Source organism: Sporosarcina sp. A2, assembly GCF_050858885.1.
In the GTDB taxonomy this organism is placed as follows: domain Bacteria; phylum Bacillota; class Bacilli; order Bacillales_A; family Planococcaceae; genus Sporosarcina.
On record NZ_CP193898.1, the window covers coordinates 1,176,202 to 1,198,644 of the forward strand.

The window sequence follows — 22,443 nt, forward strand, 5'->3', positions numbered from 1 at the left end:
GTGGGAAGATGGCTTACACACGAACATATTCCGAATATGAAGAACGCTTGAAACCCACGCTCCGATTTTATCTGTATAACGATTCGTACCGTTGGGATTTTACGGAGATGGTCCAATCCCATTCATTTGGAGGGGACATCAATACAGCCGCAGAATCATTTTCAATTTCCGTTTGGAATCGTCAGGAGTCAAATGACCGTCGTAAACTGCCATTTGACGAAGGACTAATGGTCAAAGTCATGCTGGAGTACAAGGCGGATAAAGGACAACCGGACAAACCAAAAGAACTTTTCCGTGGTATCATCATCAGCCGTTCTTTAAGTGCAGAGGGTGAAGAAAGCCTTTCAATCTACGACTACAACTGGTATCTGGCACAGAATGAAGTCACCAAGTCGTTCTGTAAGAAAAGAGCGGATCAGATTGTTGCAGAACTTGGCCGAATTGCTGGAGTCCCTATTGGTTATATGGCGAATACCAAACTCGTATTTACTGAGTTAGAGTTCATCGACAAAACAATCTGGGAGATCATGCAGACCGTTATTTCCGAAACTTATTTGCGTACAGGAAAAAGGTATAAGATTCGTTCTGAAAACGGCTTTCTTGCTCTTCGAGAAATGGCGGTGTCGATGAAACGTTTACTTATAGAACGAGGAGCAAATATGCTGGGAGCGAATCGGGAGACCTCTATTCAAGACGTGAAAACGCAAGTCATTATGACTGGTGGAAAAAGTGCGGACAATCCCAGACAGCTTCGAACTGATGTTGCGGCAAAGAAGAAATACGGAACCATGACGGTGATTGAAAATGATCCTGACATTACTGGGCCAGGGGGACTTGGGTCACTTGCAAATGCGCTACTCAAAAAACTTAAAGAACCAAAGGATGAAATAAGTGTGGACGCGTTAGCTGATTATACAATCACAGCCGGTACCATGATTGAGGCATACGACGAGTTCACAGGTGCTTCTGGTTATTATTACGTTACTTCACACTCGCATAGTGATGGAAAAAGTATGTCCTTGCAACTGTCGAAATCATTCGAGCAAGAATTTGTGCGATATGAAGTTCCTGAAGCGAAAGAAGAGAGTTTGGCGAATGTTGATGGCAAACTGACGGATGTATCCTATATCTCTGGTTATACAGGTACAGCCTACGATCCACGTTTAGGTGGCATCAATGGCAGCGGTGATTATCTAACGACTGCCAGTGGTACGCGGTGGGCTTACAATCGAACAATAGCTGTAGATCCATCAGTTATCCCGTATGGATCAGTCGTTCACATCTACGTACCAGGATTTCCTCAATATTCTAGTATTTATTTAGCTGAGGATACTGGAGGCGCTATCAAAGGAAAACGAGTAGATGTATTAATCAAAGGGAAAAGTGATACAGCTAAATTTGGTCGACGTGGGGTCCAAATCGCTATCCTCGAAAAAGGTACCGGTAAGGCAGATGCTCGTAACAAAGCAAATAAGTGGGCTTCAGTTAAGGAGAATTTCGCTAAGAAATTCAAACCAGCCAAGTCAACCAAAGCCTCAACCAAACGACAGAAGGTCGTGGAAATAGCTAAAGGCTATAAAGGGAAACTGAAATACAAATTTGGTGGAAAGAATATTGCTACAGGTGCAGGAGATTGCTCGGGATTCACTTATGCTGTCATGAAGAAAGCAGGATTGGACATAGGACACGGGACAACTTCTCAAGTAACAAAAGGGAAAAAGGTTTCCAAATCAGCTGCTCAACCAGGAGATCTTGTTTTCTTCAAAGGTACGTATCGTGCAGGTGTATCTCATGTTGGTATTGTTACAACAAAAGGGAATTGCGTTAGCTTGGCGAACTCTGGTTGTTTGGAGCATTCGTATACATCAGGATACTGGGCCAAGCATTTCATGCAGATCAATAAAGTATTGTAGGTGTTGAAATGAACTCACAAAGTGAAAAATCGAATCCTTATTCAGATATGGCAAGACTGATAAAAGAATCTGGATTCAACAAAGACGTGACATTGACGACAGCTGTAGTGGTTGATTTAGCTCCGCTTACAGTCAAGTTATCAGGCAACGACCTAGTGACGAGTAACCTGAAGCCTATGGCACATTTAATCTCGCAATATCATCCGGCTCAGATAGTTTTTAATGACTCCCTCGGTTCACGGAGTGCGACCATCATGATTGACAATGGCTTGGAGCTAGACGAGATGGTATACGTCATCTACGAGGTAGTCAACGATCGCCTGAGCGGTTTCATTATCGGGAAGGAGGAATAATGCATGGCTCTAATTCCTGAAAACGTCAGAGTAATAGAAATAGATGCAGAAGCTATAGAAACTATCGAGGATGTCCGCACAGATGCTGCGGATTTTTTTATTGACTTCGAAACCGGTCGCATTACTTCCCAACGTATTACCGGAACGGATAAGGCTATCCAGTGGCTCGGAATCGGTTGTAAAACTGAACGAGATCGTTTTCCTATCTTTGGTGATTTTGGTACGCCATTTGAACAGATGATCTCCGATGACTTGCCAAGGGCGGTTGCGGAAGGAGAGCTTGTTCGAAATATAGAGGAACTCGCTGCAGAACATGAGCTCATTCAAAATCTTGAGGTAGAAGTAGATTTTCAAGGTAACAGAGCAAAGGTGAATGTTCTGGTGAATGGACAAAAAGGAAGTGTGGTGATTGAATGATTTACGAAATGAATGATGAACTCGCTGCGCAGATCTTGACAAATATGTTGGATAATACACCTGCTGATGTCGATGTGCGAGAAGGGACACCCACTTATATAGCACTAGCACCAGTTGCCGATGAATTTGCTTTGTTATATTCCGAATTAAAAGCACAAGAAGAAGCTGATTTTATCGTCAATGAATCCGGTGAGGTGACCATGTATGGAACTAAGCTTGAATTGTTTGCCGCTGCATGGGGAGAAAAAAGAAAAGAAGGTGGACGTGCTACAGGGGTTATTTCCTTATCGTCTGCCGAACCAATACCGGTGCCTGCTGGAACACGAGTATACGCACCAGCTACGATGAATGTATTATTTGAAACGGATGTCGATAGTATTGCTACTCCGCTGGGAACTAGCGTTACTGTAACTGCAGTTTATGAAGGTTCGGACGGTAATTTATCGAGTCAATCCATTACAGGTGTCGTAGGTGATTTAGAAGGAATGATTACGATTTCGAATCCATTTGAAACAAGCGGTGGATACGATGAAGAATCTGACGAGGAATTCGCAGCCCGTTTTTTAAATAACCGAAGAAACGAAGCGACTTCAGGAAATGCTGCTCATTATCGATTATGGGCGACTGAAGTAGCAGGCATTGAAGACGCATACGTAATACCGGTTTGGAACGGACCAAACACAGTAAAAGTAATCGTCTTGTCTTCTGGCCACAATGCTCCTACACCTGAAAAAGTTCAAGAAGTACGGACTTATATAGAAAGTGTACGTCCAATTATCGGTGGCATTAATCCGGTGACTGTTGAAGCGGCAGGCGAAGTACCCATAAATATTAGCGCCACTGTAGTCATTAGCTCAAGTTCTAACATCGAAACGATTCGAGCGGAGTATGCGATTGCTATTCAAACCTATTTAGAATCATTAGCTTTTGGCACGGAGGACATCGTGCGTATTGTTCGTCTTCAGAATGCCTTATTGGATATTGAAGGCATCATTGATATCAGCTCTTTCACACTTTCAGGAGGTATTGCAAATATATTAATACCCGCCGGAAGTGTTGCAATCAAGGGGTTGGTGACAATCAATGTTTAATGAAGCAGATATTCGTGAGCGATTAATTTATGCAATCCCACTTTGGTGGCAAGAAATTAGAGAAATGAAGAACATGCAGGATCAATCGACAGCAGAGTTAGTTAAATATGTGAATGAATATTACCGATATGTTGACAGTCGCTCTCCGCTGACGGCAGACGCATTAAAGATAGTCCGCTGGGAAGTTGTCTATGGAATTGAACCTAATCCAAACAAACCAATTTCAGAGAGACGCTCCGTTGTGACTGCAAAAATTCGTGGTGTCGGTACTGTAACTCCTGCATTAGTAAAGTTCACTGCAGAATCTTTTGAGTTCGGTCAAGTAGAGGTATTGGAAGATGAGGGTGGAGTAACAATTACATTTGTTTCAGAACTTGGCGTCCCACCCGACTTGGACGATATACGAAAAGCTTTAAGGGACTTGATTCCTGCACATTTAATGATTGATTTTGTGTTTAAATACGTTACGTACGATATGGCAAGTGAACACTACGCAACCTACGACGAGTTAATAGCGCAAGGACGCACATATGACGAAGTGTTGAATGGAGGCTTTTAAATGGCAGAAACCGTAAAATTAAAATTACCGATAACAACTGGTAATATGTCTTGGAATGTTGTACGTGATGTAAATGCGCTCGCCGAAGCAATTGACACTAAGGCTGGCGCGTTAAACGGCCTCGCTACATTAGGTCTTGATGGCAAGGTTCCAGGTAGTCAGCTGAGCATATCGGCTCCACCAGATGCAACAACCATTACCAAAGGTGTCGTAAAGCTGAATGATTCTATCGACAGCCTTTCAATTACAGAGGCGGCTACAGCTAACGCGGTTCGAAAAGTTGCAGCAACCGTTACGACGCATGAGGCAGAAAGTATGCCACATAGATTCACCGACGCGACGACAGGAAAACAATACAGATGGGGTATGGGTTCGGAGAATGGTAAACCTTATTACATCCAGGAGGAAGTGATCTAATATGCCGGATAAAACCTTTTTAGCAACCAGTGAAAAACAAGATGCAATAGTAACGAAAATTGGAAATGTTAAAACAGATACTGAAGCTCTATTGAATCGCCCAATTGGAGGCGGCGGTTCAAAGGTATACGACATCTCAGGTTCTTATTCTTTTAATATTCCTGAAGTAGTAAACACGATCCTGGTGACGATTTTTGGGGCTGGTGGCGGCGGGGCAAGCGGCACCGCGGCTAATATCACCCAGTCTAATTACTACTACACCGGGTTCGGCGGAAAAGGGGGCACTGTACCGTCTACCAATACGGCTCTTCTTAAAGTACCGCTAGACGTTCATAATGCCCGTAGTATCCCTGTCATTGTGGGTGCAGGTGGGATGGGGGGGGCAGGGGTTCCTGTTCCGACAGCGATCACGTCCACTATAGGAAGACCTGGAGGGTCGGGAGGTGTTACCTCGGTAGGAGGGCTATTATCCGTTCCCGGCGGATCTGGAGGAGGCGGGACAGACGGGTACGGCACAACCCCCGAAGGGTCAGTAAAAAATGGGGTATCTGGAAATGTTACTCCGTTCCCTGTTACTCCTGGGTTTAACACCATACAGACCGCAACGCGCTATGTAGCTGAATCTATTGGAGGCGAAGGCGGGTTGAGTCAAGATGCACCTACCCCCGGTAAACCCGGTTCAGGTATTTCCGCAGGAGGCGGTGGTGGTGGCGGTGCTAACAAATACACTTCTGGTCTATCTGGTGCGGGAGGAAAAGGATCAGACGGATTTGTACTAATAGAGTGGTGAAAGGAGGAGACATATGTTGAGAAAATTCGCCCAGATATTAAATGAAAAAGCGCATTGGATTTTTGAGTCCGAAGATGAGCCATATTTTTCACCGGACATAGAAATTTTGGATATTACGGATTCCCCATTCGTCCAAGAGGGCTGGGATTATATACGGGGAACTGGTGAGTTTAAAGAGGCTTCTCATGAATCTCCTGTTTTAGAAGAACCACAACCTTCTATCGAAGAACAAATTTTAACAGAAAACCAATACCAAACAGCACTACTCGAAATGAATATGATTGGAGGAGTGTAATATGAAACCCATTGACTTATGGAGAAAGATGATTGGAGCTAAGATTTATGCGAAAGATGTTGCAACGTTACGTGTGAACACTGTATTTGCAGTTGGTCAATTGTCGCCCGATGAGTATACGGAGCTTATCGAACTCATTGATGTGAAATATATACATTAATATGTCAATTAAGTTTATAAAATAATTCTTCAAAAAATACCCCCCCAATCATTTTAGAAATGTTAGGGGGAATCAACAAATAAATTATTTGTTTGTTTTGAATAAAATAGATAAATTAATGAGTTCTTCGTCCGTCATGTTTGTATAGTGTTTTTGATTACCAATGTGTATCAGTTCATTGTTGAAGATATAAAATAATTTATCAAAAGAACTAGAGAAGTATTTAGCCTCAGTGATGTATTCTTCTGCTAAGAAAATTCCATTAATACTATCGGCTTTTTGCCTCATAGCTGAGGAAATCCTTTTATTTCCGTCAATTACTAAGTATTTATATTGTCCATTTAAAAATGGCACAATTAAAATTGGATCTTTTATTGGACGGTTATTATCATTACCCACGTCATGCCATAAAAATTGAGATTCGGAATTGATTAAGTCATTTAATGGAATAGCTTTAATATCTTTATCAGGGATAGTAATTTTTTTAAAAGTGAATAAGATAGGAGAAATCCTAAAGTGAATAAATACACTTGAATCTCCGAAAATCATTTGCTGTTGAAAAACTTCATTGTCTGTTTCTGAAGCCAAAATGTTAATTTTAAAATTGTTGATTTTCTGCGTAGTATTAAAGCTGTTTAGAAGAATTCCATCATGTTCTTTCAAAACATTTAACCAATTATTAATGTAGTACTGTTGCAGGTTTTTATCATCAAATATTTCCGATTTCATGATATGATTATTCAGATTTGAATAATCAACCTCATAGGTTTGACAATTTGTAAAATTGAAAGGCATTATATTACAACCCCTTAAATGTATGATGCATTATATATCGTCAAAAAATTTAATAACATTAGTTCTACTTAGTAAGTTTATTGCACATCTGGACACTAATGTGTCGTAGTTGAAAATAAATGCCTCTCTCTTTAGAACAACCCTGATTAGCAAGTTTAAGTAGGAGTTGCTGAGGTGTGGAATGGAATGGTGAGTCAGGAAGGATTCCCCTCATATTTGTCGAATTGTGGATGAGAGAGGGAGGTGGGAATTATGGAAAAAGCAAAACTGGAACAATTAATAAAGGAATCCGTAGAGAATTTTAAGACATCGACCTATGATGAAGATAGCTTATTTCAACAAGGCACTGTTCTTGAGACACTTAGCAGCGAAGGCAAGGACCATTTAAAAAAGTCTATTACAGACATGATTAATAACAAAATATCAAGTGCTAAAGAGATTTCACGGAACTTGTTACTTGAACGAGAAGCAATAACTATGGTGCGCAGGTACGCAGTAATCGACCAAGAAACAACTACGAGTTTTGATGAGCGTTCTAATGATATCCAAACAAAGTATCAAGAAGCATTTAAGGAAGTCGAAAAGCTTGAGAAACTATTAGGTTATTTTGACTGACCATTTTAGAACGTCCACACGGGCGTTCTTTTTATTTTGTAACATGTCAAGATAGGTTAGTTACAAAGTTCAATACTATTTCAAATTCAGATAATAATATACAACTTTAGGGTATGATAAAATGGGGGTGTTCTCATGAAGAGTAGTCAAGGTATCTATCCAAAAGTATTAAAGATATGTAATTCAAATCTTAAAGCAGCAGAAGAGGAAAAGAGAAAAATATTTAAAGAAGTGTTGCGAGAGGATTCTCTGGCTGTAATCCTTAGAATGAATTTGTTTGCTGAAGTAGAATTAAAAAAATCGGTTAAGGTACTACTTGCTGATGTCAATATAGGTGATAAGCTTATCAACCATTTAAACTTCCTTCATGATCTTCAAATAATGGATAAAGATCTATATGAAGCAGTCAAAAAGCTTAACACTGTTAGAAACAATCTTGCTCATAAATTGCAATACGGAAATAAAGATGACATTGTGTATTCTGATTTGAAGTCATCATTGAGCGGAAGTATATTAAAAGGACATAAAATTGATGTGGAAATGCAGGAACTTATTCATGGTAAGCTGAATGATGGTATGAAGATTCGTATTTTACTAGCTGGAGTATGGATTCAGTTGAAAATATTTACTACCAGTATTTTGTTGAAAAAATATGAGTTTGCCAAAAGACTACTAAATGAAGTTGAAGAAGAGATAAGAGAATGATATTTTGGTTGTACTTAAGAACGTCCACACCGGGCGTTCTTTTTGTTTTCTAAAAAATATAGAAAAGGGGTCGTGGGGTGAGATATGACAAAATTCGAGGTGGGTGACAGCATGTACGATATGTTAAAAAAACAGGGTGAATCGCTTGAAGATCATGAAACTAAAATCAGTGTCTTAGATGGTCGTGTAATCGGGTTAGAAGAGTTAACGGTGACACTGTTAGAAAAGGATCGGCAACATGAAGAAAAGCTTCAACAGATGGAAACACAAAACTTGAAGCTGGAAAATACTGTCCTTTCCACTAGTCGAGAAACACAGGAAATAGTCAAGACTCAAGCGGATAAGATGTACGAGCTCGCTAAGACGTCCATGGGATACCAAACCGCATCTGCTGAGCAAGACCACGAATTAAGAATGGCAAAACTGAACGCATGGTCTAACTTCGCCTTAAAGGTGAGCGGTGCTTTAGCAACCATGGCTGGTTCGGGCGGGCTCCTGTATTACGTTTTTACCCATTTTCTAAACTAAAGGAGACGATGAAATGACAGACGTACTAATTTTCGCAACCATTATTGCGCCAATCATCTTGGCAGTCACGGAACTTTTCAAACGAACATTTACACTACCCAAAACCATCATCCCACTCATCGCCTTCGCGGTGGGTCTTTTTATTGGCTTTGCAGCATCACCGTTTACGGAGTTAGACATTGCACTGAGGTTATGGTCAGGCGGACTTGCTGGACTAGCAGCTACAGGAATCTTTGAACTAGGAACACCAAATGAAGGTAAAACGAAAGGGGAAAATTAAAATGGTTAAAATCGCATTAGATGCAGGACATGGCATCAACACGGCAGGCAAACGTACACCCGACGGAGAACGAGAGTGGTCATTCAACAATAAGGTACTTCTCGCTTGTTCCGCTCGTCTAGCAACGTATGATAACGTGCAAATCCTACGCCTGGACGATCCAACAGGAAGTACGGACGTGGCTTTAAAAACGCGTACCGACAAGGCGAACGCTTGGGCAGCCAATGTATTAGTTTCTATACATCATAACGCCAACGCAGGAGTGTGGGGTAGTCACGGTGGTACGGAAACATATGTGGACCCGACAGCAAGTGCTGCTTCAAAAGCAATTGCAGCTATTGTCCATCCGAGAATCGTCACAGCAATGGGTCTACGGGATAGAGGGGTGAAAGTGAAGGATCTTCATATGACACGTGAATCTCGCATGCCGGCAATTCTGACTGAAGGTGGGTTCATGGATTCCAGCACCGATATTGGCGCTCTACGTTCAGATGCAAAGTTGAAAGCACAAGGTGAAGCAATCGCAGAGGGGATCGCATCATACTTCGGTCTGAAGGGTGGAGCATCGACGAGCTCAAAGCCTGTATCTGTAGCACCACAAAAGGAGGAAACTAAGTTATACAAACCAACTGCTTCAGCAATTGTGAATTCAACTGCAACTGTGCTCAAGCGCTTAGAACAAAAAGAGGACAAGCCGCTGGATCTCCAGTGGAGAGAAAAGCTATTGAAAGGTGAACTGACAGAATCTGATGCCATTGGTTTGGTGTTTGTCGCGATTGATCGTGGACATATCGTAGGGAAGGCAGAGTAATTGATTTGACCAAATAAACAGTAAATGTTAAAATTATACTGTTCTCGGTTTAACCTCTTTTTTTATAATAGCCTTTAGTCTTCCAGCGACTAAAGAACAATCGTGTAAAAGCCCTGTCCTTAATTGGATGGGGCTTTTTTATTTCAGAATAATAATGTTGTAAGGAAAACTATAGAATTTAAGTAGATAAATAGCCAAAATCCGACAATGGTGATAGTATATACCTAAAGAAAAGGAAAAAAGGAGATACATTTTGCAACAATGTATCTCCTTCGGAAGCTATAGTCTCTATAAATATACAATTATAATTATAACATAGTCTATGATTATGTCGAGACTACAGCCTCCGAAATAATATTGGAGAGGCAGATGATAAAATGCTAGATATTAGTGGGATACCTGTTAAGTATCTAAATCAATTTGCAAAGGCTTCTGGTGTCAAGTACAGAGGCAGAGAGCAGGATCAAGTTTTAGAGGAGTTAGTTGGCCAGGGGAAAGAGGAAGATTTAAAGTACCTCATTGAGCAATTCAAATTCCCTGCATCATATTTATCGATATTAAAACCAGAGTCTAATTTCCCCGATATTTCCAAGACACCTGAATTATTTATCGATAAACTCGTTCAAGAAAGAATAATTAATCGTAGCAATGTCAACACAGAATGGCAACCATCTTATAATCCTTCAATAAAGTTGTGCGCAATCAAACATGAGGGTTCTTCTATTTATATTAAATTGGTCGAAGAACGTTTTAGTAGCAAAAAGGTAGGTTATAGTAAGTCTAAAAGTTCTTACGCTTATTTCACTTCTTTAGTCCTGCATTTTGGTACTGAGGAATTGATTGAGTTACGTTGTTCCATGTTAGACGCTAAAAAATATGCCGACTTTATTATGAATTTAATGGGATTTGCTTCTTATAAATGGATCGCTGTTCCTAAGCTAACTAAAGAAGCTGCTAAAACCCTTTGCTCACATCTCTCAGCCGGCGTAGCATCGACTCATATAGCACTCCCAACTACAGTCGGTAGCGTAAAATTCAATGGTAAAAAAGGTGTGAATTTAAAGAGAGATAACACTTTTGAACTGATTACCGCTAAAATTAAAGAATTGGGTCTTCCAACAGATGATACTATGGATGAAAATTGTTTTTATTCATATACTGATACAAGAACTGGCGTCGTTATAGAAGTTAAATTCGAGGTCAATATTAAAATGAGTTACTTTAAATTTACTTCGATCGTACCTGAAGGCGTTGTCGATCATGTATTAGATACCCTAGTACTCGTAAATAATGGCGAAGGTTTGATTTCAACTGAAACAGATACTGACGCTCCAGATGTCGGATTGAATTTCCTACGTCTTCCGGAAATAGAAGTTGATGTTCACCTTGATGTTGCTTCACAGCCAGATACTGATGTATTATTGAAATAAAAGGGAGGAGGGGATTGTTTTGGCTTTTCCATATAGAAGAATTAATGAGACATTGGTAAAGTGGGCCACCAATACCCCTTCTATTCTTGATTTTACTGTTGAAAATGTAATCTTTGCTGTCGGATTATCTGATAGCGATTATGAAAATGTTTATCGATATCTAATGAGTAAAGATGGGACTGAATTAATAGCTAAAAAAATTCTTTTATGTCCTAACAATCATAAATGTGATGAATTTCTATTGAATGAACCTGTGGACGATGACTATTTTGATTGTCATTGCGGAAAAACAGACTTTGAACCTGAAAACTTTTTGTTAGCCTTTTCTTTTTCAGATGAGTTCAAGGATGATGCATTAAGAGAATCTGACTTCCGCGATGTTTCAGTAAAAAAAAAGAAAAACTACCGATTAGACCTCCAAATGGTATAAGTAATTCAAGGCTTATAAAAGATTTGCTTGAAAGTCATTTAATGGAGCATGAAGGAAGGAATGTGTTTTTTGTGACCAACGATTACAGACAAATAACTAATACTGTAAATAACCCACAAGGTACCGCAATTAGCTTTGGTCCTGGTTCAACTAATAATGTTGCAAATAATTATGGTGCGAAAATAGAAGACCTAACTAAAGATCTTCTTCAACAGTTAGGGTTAGAAGATATGGATGCTAGTCATAGAGTCGAAATATCTGAGTTAATAGAGGCTGCATCTCAAGAAGCGAATTCTGAACAACCTAGAAAAGCACTTATAAGAAACTTTTTATCTGGTTCGAAGGGTTTAATGGATGCTATTGTAAGGTCACCCGAGTTGATAGAGGCTTATGGGAAGTGGGCAACATTTATTCAATCAGTAGTTTAAAGCGTCTCTTCGGAGGTGCTTTTTTTCACTTTACATACGAATAAACTGGATGTTAGAGAAATCTACCGACTAAGTTTAATCTACATTATGATAAAGTAAATTAAAATTAGGACCCTATCTATAAAGGATGGGATGTTTTTTCAATGTTCAAATTACGTTTTTATAAGTAATTAGGTCTAAATTCAAAAAAAGTGTGATAATAAAGATGGTGGTCATTCAGGATATTAGGTAGACATATTACACCGAATTGGTATAATGATAAAGTACTATATTGGAAAATATCAGTTCTAGGGGGAAGTAATATGAAAAAATTTATTTTGGGATTCGTGACAGCTGCAATGTTCTTTGGTGGAATCGGAACATATGCAGCAACGAATTCAAAAATCGACGTTGTGTGGAACGTTAAAGCAATCAAATTCGACGGCGTAACAAAAACACCTTCGAATAAGCCATTTGTTTACAACGGATCAACCTATGTACCACTAAGGTTTGTAGCTGAAAACTTGAACAAAGAAGTGATTTGGGATAAATCTACACAATCGGTGCTGATCAATACGCCGAAGCAAGTTCAACCAAAGGTTTCCTATTTAGGGGATACTGTGAAATACATGAACTATCAAGAAAGCACTTCATTAAATGCAGCTATACTCGTTTATAACAATAAAATCGATCTCAATAATGGGTACTTAAGCTCTACATCCTCAAAAGACAACTTGAGTTCGGTTTATAAACATTTTTTGCTGATGATGTTGGATGATTATTCAGGTGATCTATCCAATTCGTTAGTAGAGTTCCCATTAGGTTCTAAATATAATCAATTCACTACAAGATTAGGATTAGGTGATGAATATAAAAATAGCAGAAATACTGCTATTGTAGATTTTTTAGTTGATGGAGAAATAATTAAATCAGTAGAATTGAAAGCGGGAGATTTCCCTGAAGATATTACTATTGGTGTCAAGAATGGTAAGAAATTAGGAATTAGATTAACAAGGAACGGATCGAATCCGGATTACACGGGTGTTATTTTAGGTAATCCAGTATTGAAGTAACGATCTTTTTATATTAAGAAGGTATCTCAAATGAGGTACTTTTTTTATTTACTTTACATGCGAACAAACATTCCCTATACTAAATTCAAGGAGGGGAACAAACGTGCGTAAAAAATTGGACAGAGCGGTAAGATATGGTGAAACGTTAGATATGATGTACCTAGCTAAGGATGGATCCATCACGAAACGTAGAGTTAGTGTGCTACAGGTGGGTGAATCATCTTTCCGTGCTTATTGTCATTTGCGTGGATCTAAAAGAACATTCGTGATCGATAATGTGCTCGCACTTGTTCCCGTAATCGAACGTGAAAGGGCAGTGATCTAATGCTCGCAACCAGGATGATGACGGCCGAAACCGTAGAGCAATTCGAACACATGATTTACCTACCCATGCTGTTAACCATCCTAGACAGGGATGTAAAACACATCGATGCTATGCATGTTAAGTTTACTTCACCATACCTTTCTGTGATTAAGAGAGCGGTGGACAATATCCATAACGACCTCAAAGAGATTCATCTGCATTTTCGGCATAATAATATGAAGTTAATCAATGAGGGGAACGATGGCGACTTCACATCATATCTGTTTACTGTCGGACCAGAACGATATCAAAGTAGGTATATGAACTTTCGTCTTCGGAATCGATCACAAGAATTACTGGAGATTTATTTAAAGGGTGGATCCGTGAGTAATGGAGATATAAAGCATGTTGCAAAAGAGAGGATGAGTTGAATGGTAGGAATTCCAAAACCGGCAAGGGTAAAGAAGGGTGGTAGTACTAGACCACAACTAACTGAATACGATTACCAAGAAATCGGTGAAAAGCTTAATGATGCTCAGGAGTTTGAAAATGAGGTTGAAATCACAATTTTTGTTCGTAAGAAGATTGAGCGGTTTGTGGGGGTAATCTCTAGCGCGGACGGCCAAACAGGAGTGTTGTCATTACGTGTTGGTTACGAGGATATAAAAATCAACATGAACGATATTGTAGGAATCAGATGAAAATGAGATGGGACTGATTAGATGCTTAAGCGAAACAGAGACCGGGGAAGAATCAAATGGACAGCAATGATGTTGCCAGAACACATTGCCCGTTTAAGGGAGTGGCAAGCGGAAGATAATTACCTCAAGCGTCCCGATTTAACAGATTGGGATATAGAAGATATTCAAGAGCAACTCAGTGTAGCTATACGACGCAAGTGTCAAACGTTAGTGAGAACATGGCGAGAAGGTAAGATTACAAATTACCACGGTACTATAGAAGAGATTGATATACATAACCAGATTATCGAGTTGCAGGATCCATTCGAAAAAGAACGTATATCAGCAGCGGACATCATTTTTGTACAGCACATTGATTGATCGCTAAATATTTAGATAATTTAAAGGGATTTCCACTTTGTGCGTCGTAATTAATTAGCATTAGGAGCTGATTTTGTGGAAAAGTATTCCGTATACATCTTGTTTAAGAATGGTAGAGACATGCAATTTGAAACGGTAGAGAATCCACTTGACATTGAACCAATACAAATCAATGGAATTGACATGGTTATCACTAAAGACAAGTATGTTGTCAATTTGTTAGCTGCAGAACGTATCGAAGTTGTGGAAATCGGAAATGGGTTAGTGGATGTATTAACTGCAAAATAAAAGAGGGAGAGATGCCCTCTTTTATTTTTTATAATCAGTCCAGACAAATCCATTCGAAAAAGAACGTATATCAGCTTCAAAAATCATTTTGTTCAACATGTGGATTAAGTAGATGTTGACAGCATAAGGAGCCATCGGTAAAATCAAGGGGCGACGTCCTCATGTTACAAATTACCAACTGAAAACATGATGTAAAAAGCACCCTATCCATTGTGGACGGGGTGCTTTTTTGTTTTACTAACAAGAAACTAACAAAAATAACAGAAGGCATCTAAAGTAATCGGAACTACATTAAAATGTAAGTCTACTAAAGGTTGTATCTAATGAAGTAAAAGAACACTATAGAAATCCGCGGAACTAGACTGTAATATAGTTTATATGGAACGTACGATTCGCTGGGGACGATTTATGAGAAGGCAGCGATAACAAAAATTCAGGGCGGATGATTTTATGAACAAAGTATACTTGGTGGGATTCATGGGGTGCGGAAAGAGCGCTATCGGTAAACGGTTGAGTTTTTTTACGAAACTTCCCTTTTATGATATGGATCATGAAATTGTGCAAAAAACAGGGATGACCATACCACAAATTTTTGCAACCTATGGGGAAGAACGATTTCGTGAAATGGAAACCGAGTTTCTTCGGACGTTTCGTGACGAAATGTGTATTATTGCAACTGGCGGCGGAGTTGCCATGCGTGAAGAAAACCGTAAGCTAATGCGTACGGGAGGACTCGTCTTTTTTCTTGATGCACCTTTTCGGGATATTTGGCGTCGAATAGCAACTGATAAGAATAGACCAATCGTTCAACGCTCGACACGTTCTGAAATTGAGACGCTCTATCATAAACGGTATGATATGTATAAAGAATCTGCACATTTTATTGTTCAGACTCGCCAGCGATCTCTCAGTAGAGTTACCGAATATATTGCGTTTCAAATGGAACGTTTATCAGGAAGTTTACCTACTAGTCCAGACTCTACCGTTGAGTTTAGAGACGCGCGAAAGTAATTGCACTTCCCCCGTCAAACTGGTAAGATAGGTTCGAAAGTAAGTAGTTTTCCGAATCTTAAACTATTTCGTAGCAAATTGAATAATGCGGATGAATACATGGGGAGAGTGCGCGACATGCGCCGCCGAAGGAGCAAGTGACTACGTCATGAATCTCTCAGGCAAAAAGACTCATGTTGGACGCATCTCTGAACAGTATCGGTTTATGGCTGACCTTTGGACAACAGTTCCGACATTTCGGAACGTTCAACTGGATGAACAGAGGCTCTCTTTCAACAAAGGGGGCCTCTTTGTTTTTTGAAGATGAATGGGGGAGTTAGTGTTGTTAGAAACTTTAAAACGAACACCGCTTTTTGAAAGTTATGCGCCGTATAATGGGAAAACGATTGATTTTGGAGGCTGGGAATTACCAGTACAATTTTCAGGTATCAAAGCAGAGCATGAAGCTGTACGAACAGCTGCTGGACTATTTGACGTCTCTCACATGGGCGAAGTCGTAGTCAGCGGAGCGGGCGCACTAGCATTCTTGCAAAAACTTGTAACTAATGATGTTTCAAAGTTGGTTGACGGACAAGCGCAATATACTGCTATGTGCTATGAAGATGGTGGAACAGTAGATGATCTATTAATTTATAAACGTCATGATAACGATTACCTTCTTGTTGTAAATGCATCCAACATTGAAAAGGATGTTAGCTGGATGAAGCAACATGCTGGGAACGAAGTTCAAATTGATAACCAGTCAGATGATTGGGCGTTACTTGCACTACAAGGTCCAAAAGCAGAAAGTATTTTACAGCGTCTTACTGAAATACCTTTGTCAGAGATCCGCTTCTTCCGTTTCCAAGAAAACGTAGAAGTTGCAGGAGAGACAACTCTACTATCACGTACAGGGTACACTGGGGAAAATGGATTCGAAATTTATTGTTCACCTGAAGCAGCAATTACGCTATGGGATAGACTTCTCACTGAAGGTAAAGAAGATGGATTAGTGCCTACAGGGTTAGGTGCTCGAGATACACTTCGATTTGAAGCTGGACTACCATTGTACGGTCAGGAATTGTCCAAAGAGATTACACCTTTAGAAGCAGGACTTAGTTTTGTGGTGAAATTGAAAAAGGAAGAAGACTTCTTTGGTAAATCTGTTTTAGCTGAACAAAAGGCAGAGGGTGTTCCTCGTAAATTAGTTGGGATTGAAATGATTGATAAAGGAATTCCACGTACTGGATATCCTGTTTATCATAATGATCAGCTAGTCGGGGAAGTAACGACTGGTACACAATCACCAACATTGAAAAAGAATATTGGCTTTGCATTAGTGAAGCAAGAAGTTGCTGAGCTTGGTACAGAGTTTGAAATAGAAGTACGCAGCAAAAAGTTGAAAGCTAAAGTTATCGAAACACCATTTTATAAACGTTCATAAAACGAAGCGGATACTATTTCCGCATTAAAGGAAAGAGGGGACATTATTATGATGCATCGTTATATGCCGATGACTGAAGCTGATCGTCAAGAAATGTTAAATGTGATCGGAATTTCATCCGTAGATGAATTATTTGCGGATATACCTGAAAGCGTCCGTTTCACGAGAGATCTTGCAATTAAAGAAGCAAAATCCGAATCTGCGTTGCTAAAAGAACTGTCTCGGTTAGCTGCGAAAAATGCAGATTCTAAACAATATGCTTCATTTCTTGGTGCAGGGGTTTATGACCACTACAAGCCGATAATTGTAGATCACGTAATTTCACGTTCCGAATTCTATACGGCATATACGCCATATCAGCCTGAAATCTCTCAAGGTGAACTACAAGCAATCTTTGAATTCCAAACAATGATTTGTGAATTGACGGGAATGGATCTAGCAAACTCATCTATGTATGATGGTGGCACTGCGCTTGCTGAGGCTGGTACGCTAGCAGCCGGGCATACAAAGCGTAAGAAGTTGCTTGTATCAGAAACAGTTCATCCTGAATCACGGGATGTTGTACGTTCGTATGCGGATGGACAGTACATTGAAGTGGTTACAATTCCTAAAAAGGATGGCGTGACAGATATTGAAGCATTAAAGTCTCTGTTAACGGATGATACTGCTGCCGTCCTCGTTCAATATCCAAACTTCTTTGGCCAAATTGAAGATTTGAAGACTATTGGTGAAATAGCGCATGATTCTGGTGCCTTGTTTGTTGTTTCAGCAAATCCGTTAGCACTTGGGATTTTAACTTCTCCAGGTGAACTAGGTGCAGATATTACGGTTGGAGATGCGCAACCGTTCGGTATTCCTGAGCAGTTTGGTGGCCCACATTGTGGTTATTTTGCTGTTACCAAAAAATTAATGCGTAAAGTTCCTGGGCGTCTTGTTGGTGAAACAACCGATGATCAAGGACGTAGAGGATATGTTCTTACCCTTCAAGCGCGTGAGCAGCATATTCGTCGTGATAAAGCGACTTCCAACATTTGTTCGAACCAAGCGTTAAACGCACTCGCTGCATCTGTTGCAATGACTGCTTTAGGTAAAGCTGGAGCGAAAGAGATCGCTTATCAAAACTATGCAAAAACACATTATGCTAAACAAGCATTCGAAAAAGCAGGATATACGGTTCTTGGCGGGAATGCTCACTTTAATGAGCTTGTTGTCGATTGTAAGCGTCCAATTCGAGAATTGAACCAACAACTGTTAGAGCAAGGGATTATCGGTGGATATGATCTTAGCAAAACGTATGAAGGTATGGAAAATCATGCGTTGATCGCAGTGACTGAACAGCGGACAAAAGAAGAGATTGATGCACTTGTGCAGGAAATGGAGGCCGTTCATGCATAACGAAAACCAACCACTCATTTTTGAAATCTCAAAACCAGGTCGTATTGGCTACAGTTTAACGGATTTGGATGTTCCAGAAGTAGATCTTACAGATTTGCTACCGGAAACTTTTGTACGTAAAGAAAGTGCTGCACTTCCTGAGGTTTCGGAGCTAGATATTATGCGCCATTACACGGCATTGTCGAACCGGAATCACGGAGTAGACACAGGTTTTTATCCTCTTGGTTCATGTACGATGAAATATAATCCTAAAATCAATGAAGCGGTTGCGCGTATTCCTGGATTTGCGAATATCCATCCTTTACAAGATGAGTCAACCGTACAAGGAGCAATGGAAGTCGCTTATGATTTACAAGAACATTTATGTGAAATCACTGGGATGGATGAAGTTACGCTTCAACCTGCAGCGGGTGCTCAAGGTGAGTGGACTGCGTTGATGATGATCCGTGCGTTCCACGAATCGAATGGAGATACAGGACGTACTAAAGTACTTGTTCCCGATTCTGCACATGGTACGAACCCAGCATCAGCAACAGTTGCTGGATTTGACACGATTACTGTTAATTCGGATGAAAATGGTCTCGTAGATATTGAAGACTTGAAAGCTAAAGTCGGGAATGATACAGCGGCACTTATGCTGACAAACCCAAATACGCTTGGACTATTCGAAGAACATATTATGGAAATGGCAGAAATTGTCCACGGTGCTGGTGGAAAGCTGTATTATGATGGTGCGAACTTAAATGCAGTTATGTCGAAAGCACGCCCTGGAGATATGGGCTTTGACGCGGTTCACTTGAACTTGCATAAAACGTTCACAGGTCCTCACGGTGGTGGCGGTCCAGGTTCTGGCCCAGTAGGCGTAAAGAAAGATCTTGCTGCCTTCCTCCCTAAACCAGTTTTAGAAAAGAACGATGGAGTCTATACATTCAATTATGATATTCCACAATCAATCGGACGAGTAAAGCCGTTCTACGGTAACTTCGGTATTTACTTGCGTGCTTATACGTACATTCGTTCAATGGGCCCGGATGGTTTGAAGGCTGTGACAGAAAATGCAGTATTGAACGCCAACTATATGATGCGTCGTTTGGAGCCGTATTTCGATCTTCCATACCCACAGCATTGTAAGCATGAATTTGTATTGTCAGGACGTCGTCAAAAGAAGCTAGGCGTACGTACTTTAGACATGGCAAAGAGACTGCTTGATTTCGGATTCCATCCACCTACTGTCTACTTCCCACTGAACGTAGAAGAAGGCATGATGATTGAGCCGACTGAAACGGAGTCGAAGGAAACACTCGATTCGTTTATCGATGCGATGATTCAAATCGCGAAAGAAGTAGAAGAAAACCCTGAAATCGTACAAGAAGCTCCACATACAACGGTTATTAGCCGTTTGGATGAAACGAAAGCTGCGCGAAAGCCTGTTCTTCGTTACACGCCTGAATTGCAAGAAGAATTAGTGAAAGCATAACAAAAGGACCGAAGCGTAATCGCTTCGGTCCTTTTCATGTCGTTATTTTTTACTTTTTACTTTACCTGTCCACGTACGGAATCCGCCTTGAAGGTGATAAAGCTGCGTGTAGTCTTTCTTTTTCAAGAAAAGAGCTGTTCTCGCGCTTTTTCCACCGTTTTGGTCGTATAAATAGACGGGTTTGTCAGGGCGGATTTCTTTATGGCGCTGACGCAGTTGTGTATAAGGAATGTTGCGTGCTCCAAGTATGTGACCAGCATCAAAATCCTTTGGCTCGCGAACGTCAATAAGTTGTGCCTTCCGGTATCCTTCAATAAATTCTTCTTGGCTCAAATTCGTAACCGCTTTTCGTAGACGAAGAGCAGTAATGACAAAATAAGCAATCATTACAACTAATAATCCTATTAAAACATAAAGATTAGCATTCACAACATCTTTCCCCTTTCTATCTCATTCTTCATTATAAAGATTAAGTGGCACATGTTCAATTGCAATGATAAAATTGAGTTCATTATGTATGAAAGCCTAGGGGGAATGGGAAAGTGAAATGGAATTATATACAGTCAGGGAAGTGTTCACCATCCTTTAACATGGCTTTAGATGAAGCACTCTTAGATTGGCATAGTAAAGGGGAAATAGGGCCAGTGCTTCGCTTCTATGAATGGGAACCTGCGACACTCTCGATCGGCTATTTTCAAAGTGTGGAAAAAGAAATAAATATGGCAGCGGTTAAGCAGCAAGGACTTGGATTCGTGCGTAGACCTACCGGGGGGCGGGGTGTGTTGCATGAGCACGAACTTACATACAGCGTGATTGTTTCTGAGGACTATCCCGATATGCCGGAAACAGTTACCGAAGCGTATCGAGTCATTTCAGGCGGGTTACTTGAAGGATTTCGTAAGCTTGGTCTCGAAGCTTCGTTCTCCGTTCCTTCTGAACTTGTCTCAGAGCAACTAAAACGTCCGTCAAGTGGTGTCTGTTTCGACACATCCAGTTGGTATGAGTTGGTTGTAGAAGGAAAGAAAGTGGCGGGTAGCGCTCAAACAAGACAAAAAGGTGTCATCTTACAACATGGTGCAATCTTACTCAGTTTGGATGAGGACAAATTGGTCTCTCTTTTCAAATTTGAATCCGATGAAATACGCGAACAAGTTAGAAAGAGCCTTCCAGATAAAGCGGTAGCGATTGATCGCTTAAGTGAACGAGAGATTACAGTTGAGGAATGTTCCCTCGCATTTGCCCAAGGTTTCGAAATAGCACTCGAAATGGAACTCGTTCCTTTTACACTCACTCCAGAGCGGTTGGCTATTGTTGAAGATATAGAACAGCGCAAATATGCCAATGATGCCTGGACCTATCGTAAATAGCAAAAAAGGAAGGCTCCCGGTTATAAATCCGGAGCCTTCCTTTGTTTATAAATTCATTGTACTCATTTCACTTTCAGGTGACAAAGGTGATGGGTTAGTGAGGATTTCTTCACCATGAATTTCAATTTCCAATAATTTGTTGAAGGATGCAATCGCTACTTCTACCTGATCATCTTCAGGTTCTTTTGTTGTTAAGAGCTGCAGCCAAAGTCCGGGATATCCTAAATAGCGCAAGATAGGAATGTTACGTACAGCATTTGTGATTTGCAGTACTTCAAAAGATACACCGAGAACGACAGGGATTAGTAAAATCCGGTTGACGATGCGAAGCCAGAATGGATCGGTCGGTACTAAGAAGTATATAAACATGCCGACGATCACTGTAAATAATAGAAAGCTACTACCGCAACGGTAATGTAAACGGGATTGTGCTTGAACGTTTTCGACTGTCAAAGGTAAGTTGTTTTCGTAAGCATTGATCACTTTATGTTCTGCGCCATGATATTTGAAAACCCGTTTTATGAGCGGGGTCATTGATATTAAAGATACGTAACTCAGTAATAGCGTTAACTTAAATAGAGTTTCCAATAAGATTTGACTTGTCTTTCCTGGGAAGATTGGAGTGAATAGCCCCGCGAGAAAGACTGGGAACAACGTAAAAACAAATTTACCAAATAAGAAGGAGAGAACTCCGACCGCTGCTACCCCTAAAATCATCGTTAACTTTGAGGAATCTTCATCCGTTTTCACAACTTCTTCACCGGGCATTACATCATAATGGTCACTCGCAAATGTTAAATGTTTTGAACCAAGCCCTGCAGATTCAATGAGGGCAACGATGCCTCGTACTAAAGGAATTTTTTTTAATTTTTGACGTAAGGGACTACTTTCTTTTAGAACGTGAAAATAATCAATTGTACCATCTTTACGTCGAATCGCGGTAACTGTATGCTGCTTCCCGCCAAACATGACGCCCTCAATAAGAGCTTGACCGCCATAGGCAGGAGATTGCTGATTCTTTTCCATGTACAGCCCACACTTTCTTTTC

The 22,443-nt window shown here is 40.3% G+C and carries 31 protein-coding genes and 1 riboswitch; of the genes, 27 read left to right on the forward strand and 4 right to left on the reverse strand.

The window, feature by feature from the left end:
* The first annotated feature begins 8 nt into the window (after positions 1 to 8).
* From ACRPI0_RS05675 to ACRPI0_RS05715, 9 genes are read left to right on the forward strand one after another with little or no spacing between them, the layout of a single operon-like run.
* Positions 9 to 1,913 (forward strand): XkdQ/YqbQ family protein, encoded by a 1,905-nt coding sequence (locus tag ACRPI0_RS05675; protein ID WP_432355322.1) that lies wholly within the window; start codon positions 9 to 11, stop codon positions 1,911 to 1,913.
* A gap of 8 nt (positions 1,914 to 1,921) precedes the next feature.
* Positions 1,922 to 2,266, forward strand: a complete 345-nt coding sequence (locus tag ACRPI0_RS05680; protein ID WP_432355323.1) for a hypothetical protein — start codon at positions 1,922 to 1,924, stop codon at positions 2,264 to 2,266.
* A gap of 3 nt (positions 2,267 to 2,269) precedes the next feature.
* Positions 2,270 to 2,683, forward strand: coding sequence for a DUF2634 domain-containing protein (locus ACRPI0_RS05685; protein ID WP_432355325.1), 414 nt, complete (start codon positions 2,270 to 2,272; stop codon positions 2,681 to 2,683).
* Positions 2,680 to 3,774, forward strand: coding sequence for a baseplate J/gp47 family protein (locus ACRPI0_RS05690; RefSeq protein WP_432355326.1), 1,095 nt, complete (start codon positions 2,680 to 2,682; stop codon positions 3,772 to 3,774). Before ACRPI0_RS05685 ends, ACRPI0_RS05690 begins: the two co-directional genes overlap by 4 nt.
* Positions 3,767 to 4,333, forward strand: a complete 567-nt coding sequence (locus ACRPI0_RS05695; RefSeq protein ID WP_432355328.1) for a putative phage tail protein — start codon at positions 3,767 to 3,769, stop codon at positions 4,331 to 4,333. Before ACRPI0_RS05690 ends, ACRPI0_RS05695 begins: the two co-directional genes overlap by 8 nt.
* A 45-nt stretch (positions 4,334 to 4,378) precedes the next feature.
* On the forward strand, positions 4,379 to 4,750 hold the full coding sequence (locus ACRPI0_RS05700; RefSeq protein WP_432355329.1) for a tail fiber protein: 372 nt from the start codon (positions 4,379 to 4,381) through the stop codon (positions 4,748 to 4,750).
* Position 4,751: 1 nt separating this feature from the next.
* Complete coding sequence (locus ACRPI0_RS05705) at positions 4,752 to 5,540, forward strand: hypothetical protein (RefSeq protein ID WP_432355330.1); 789 nt, start codon at positions 4,752 to 4,754, stop codon at positions 5,538 to 5,540.
* A gap of 13 nt (positions 5,541 to 5,553) precedes the next feature.
* The gene (locus ACRPI0_RS05710; RefSeq protein WP_432355331.1) at positions 5,554 to 5,835 is read left to right on the forward strand and encodes a hypothetical protein; all 282 of its coding nucleotides are present in this window, start codon (positions 5,554 to 5,556) and stop codon (positions 5,833 to 5,835) included.
* A 1-nt stretch (position 5,836) separates the two neighbouring features.
* Positions 5,837 to 5,995: a hypothetical protein gene (locus ACRPI0_RS05715; RefSeq protein ID WP_432355332.1), complete on the forward strand. Its 159-nt coding sequence runs from the start codon at positions 5,837 to 5,839 to the stop codon at positions 5,993 to 5,995.
* Between the two features lie 84 nt (positions 5,996 to 6,079).
* Here the strand turns inward: ACRPI0_RS05715 and ACRPI0_RS05720 are convergent, their stop codons facing one another.
* On the reverse strand, positions 6,080 to 6,724 hold the full coding sequence (locus tag ACRPI0_RS05720) for a hypothetical protein (protein ID WP_432355333.1): 645 nt from the start codon (positions 6,722 to 6,724) through the stop codon (positions 6,080 to 6,082).
* A gap of 318 nt (positions 6,725 to 7,042) precedes the next feature.
* Here ACRPI0_RS05720 and ACRPI0_RS05725 point away from each other — a divergent pair, with 318 nt between their 5' ends.
* The 13 genes from ACRPI0_RS05725 (at position 7,043) to ACRPI0_RS05785 (ending at position 14,722) form a co-directional block, all read left to right on the forward strand.
* Positions 7,043 to 7,405: a hypothetical protein gene (locus ACRPI0_RS05725; RefSeq protein WP_432355334.1), complete on the forward strand. Its 363-nt coding sequence runs from the start codon at positions 7,043 to 7,045 to the stop codon at positions 7,403 to 7,405.
* 135 nt (positions 7,406 to 7,540) lie between these two features.
* Complete coding sequence (locus ACRPI0_RS05730; RefSeq protein ID WP_432355335.1) at positions 7,541 to 8,110, forward strand: hypothetical protein; 570 nt, start codon at positions 7,541 to 7,543, stop codon at positions 8,108 to 8,110.
* Positions 8,111 to 8,221: 111 nt separating this feature from the next.
* Entirely contained in the window at positions 8,222 to 8,638 is a 417-nt protein-coding gene (locus ACRPI0_RS05735; RefSeq protein ID WP_432355336.1) for a hypothetical protein, read from the forward strand.
* Between the two features lie 13 nt (positions 8,639 to 8,651).
* Positions 8,652 to 8,918, forward strand: coding sequence for a holin (locus ACRPI0_RS05740; protein ID WP_432355337.1), 267 nt, complete (start codon positions 8,652 to 8,654; stop codon positions 8,916 to 8,918).
* 1 nt (position 8,919) lies between these two features.
* On the forward strand, positions 8,920 to 9,729 hold the full coding sequence (locus tag ACRPI0_RS05745; protein ID WP_432355338.1) for an N-acetylmuramoyl-L-alanine amidase family protein: 810 nt from the start codon (positions 8,920 to 8,922) through the stop codon (positions 9,727 to 9,729).
* Positions 9,730 to 10,106: 377 nt separating this feature from the next.
* Positions 10,107 to 11,159: a hypothetical protein gene (locus ACRPI0_RS05750; protein ID WP_432355339.1), complete on the forward strand. Its 1,053-nt coding sequence runs from the start codon at positions 10,107 to 10,109 to the stop codon at positions 11,157 to 11,159.
* A 19-nt stretch (positions 11,160 to 11,178) separates the two neighbouring features.
* Positions 11,179 to 11,589, forward strand: coding sequence for a hypothetical protein (locus ACRPI0_RS05755; RefSeq protein ID WP_432355340.1), 411 nt, complete (start codon positions 11,179 to 11,181; stop codon positions 11,587 to 11,589).
* A 41-nt stretch (positions 11,590 to 11,630) separates the two neighbouring features.
* Positions 11,631 to 12,017, forward strand: coding sequence for a hypothetical protein (locus ACRPI0_RS05760; protein ID WP_432355341.1), 387 nt, complete (start codon positions 11,631 to 11,633; stop codon positions 12,015 to 12,017).
* A gap of 302 nt (positions 12,018 to 12,319) precedes the next feature.
* Positions 12,320 to 13,069: a stalk domain-containing protein gene (locus ACRPI0_RS05765; protein WP_432355342.1), complete on the forward strand. Its 750-nt coding sequence runs from the start codon at positions 12,320 to 12,322 to the stop codon at positions 13,067 to 13,069.
* 103 nt (positions 13,070 to 13,172) lie between these two features.
* Positions 13,173 to 13,394 (forward strand): transcriptional regulator, encoded by a 222-nt coding sequence (locus tag ACRPI0_RS05770; protein WP_432355343.1) that lies wholly within the window; start codon positions 13,173 to 13,175, stop codon positions 13,392 to 13,394.
* 410 nt (positions 13,395 to 13,804) lie between these two features.
* The gene (locus ACRPI0_RS05775; RefSeq protein WP_432355344.1) at positions 13,805 to 14,074 is read left to right on the forward strand and encodes a YolD-like family protein; all 270 of its coding nucleotides are present in this window, start codon (positions 13,805 to 13,807) and stop codon (positions 14,072 to 14,074) included.
* Positions 14,075 to 14,095: 21 nt separating this feature from the next.
* A complete protein-coding gene (locus tag ACRPI0_RS05780) occupies positions 14,096 to 14,434 on the forward strand; it encodes a YolD-like family protein (RefSeq protein ID WP_432355345.1) in 339 nt (112 codons plus the stop codon).
* A gap of 75 nt (positions 14,435 to 14,509) precedes the next feature.
* Entirely contained in the window at positions 14,510 to 14,722 is a 213-nt protein-coding gene (locus tag ACRPI0_RS05785) for a hypothetical protein (RefSeq protein WP_432355346.1), read from the forward strand.
* Between the two features lie 21 nt (positions 14,723 to 14,743).
* On the opposite strand, the gene ACRPI0_RS05790 is transcribed toward ACRPI0_RS05785, so the two are convergent.
* Positions 14,744 to 14,869, reverse strand: coding sequence for a hypothetical protein (locus ACRPI0_RS05790; protein ID WP_432355348.1), 126 nt, complete (start codon positions 14,867 to 14,869; stop codon positions 14,744 to 14,746).
* Positions 14,870 to 15,172: 303 nt separating this feature from the next.
* Between ACRPI0_RS05790 and ACRPI0_RS05795 the strand changes: the two genes are divergently transcribed.
* From ACRPI0_RS05795 to gcvPB, 4 genes are all read left to right on the forward strand, one after another.
* Entirely contained in the window at positions 15,173 to 15,733 is a 561-nt protein-coding gene (locus tag ACRPI0_RS05795; protein ID WP_432355349.1) for a shikimate kinase, read from the forward strand.
* Between the two features lie 91 nt (positions 15,734 to 15,824).
* A riboswitch (glycine riboswitch) is annotated at positions 15,825 to 15,916 on the forward strand.
* A gap of 139 nt (positions 15,917 to 16,055) precedes the next feature.
* Positions 16,056 to 17,156: a glycine cleavage system aminomethyltransferase GcvT gene (gene gcvT / locus ACRPI0_RS05800; RefSeq protein WP_432355350.1), complete on the forward strand. Its 1,101-nt coding sequence runs from the start codon at positions 16,056 to 16,058 to the stop codon at positions 17,154 to 17,156.
* 48 nt (positions 17,157 to 17,204) lie between these two features.
* Positions 17,205 to 18,551: an aminomethyl-transferring glycine dehydrogenase subunit GcvPA gene (gcvPA, locus tag ACRPI0_RS05805; protein ID WP_432355352.1), complete on the forward strand. Its 1,347-nt coding sequence runs from the start codon at positions 17,205 to 17,207 to the stop codon at positions 18,549 to 18,551.
* Positions 18,544 to 20,028 (forward strand): aminomethyl-transferring glycine dehydrogenase subunit GcvPB, encoded by a 1,485-nt coding sequence (gene gcvPB, locus ACRPI0_RS05810; protein ID WP_432355353.1) that lies wholly within the window; start codon positions 18,544 to 18,546, stop codon positions 20,026 to 20,028. The genes gcvPA and gcvPB overlap by 8 nt, the downstream gene beginning before the upstream one ends.
* A 42-nt stretch (positions 20,029 to 20,070) precedes the next feature.
* Here the strand turns inward: gcvPB and ACRPI0_RS05815 are convergent, their stop codons facing one another.
* Entirely contained in the window at positions 20,071 to 20,415 is a 345-nt protein-coding gene (locus ACRPI0_RS05815) for a rhodanese-like domain-containing protein (protein ID WP_432355893.1), read from the reverse strand.
* Positions 20,416 to 20,618: 203 nt separating this feature from the next.
* Here ACRPI0_RS05815 and ACRPI0_RS05820 point away from each other — a divergent pair, with 203 nt between their 5' ends.
* Positions 20,619 to 21,395, forward strand: coding sequence for a lipoate--protein ligase family protein (locus ACRPI0_RS05820; RefSeq protein ID WP_432355894.1), 777 nt, complete (start codon positions 20,619 to 20,621; stop codon positions 21,393 to 21,395).
* Positions 21,396 to 21,440: 45 nt separating this feature from the next.
* Here the strand turns inward: ACRPI0_RS05820 and ACRPI0_RS05825 are convergent, their stop codons facing one another.
* Positions 21,441 to 22,421: a DUF1385 domain-containing protein gene (locus ACRPI0_RS05825; RefSeq protein ID WP_432355354.1), complete on the reverse strand. Its 981-nt coding sequence runs from the start codon at positions 22,419 to 22,421 to the stop codon at positions 21,441 to 21,443.
* Positions 22,422 to 22,443: the final 22 nt, after the last annotated feature.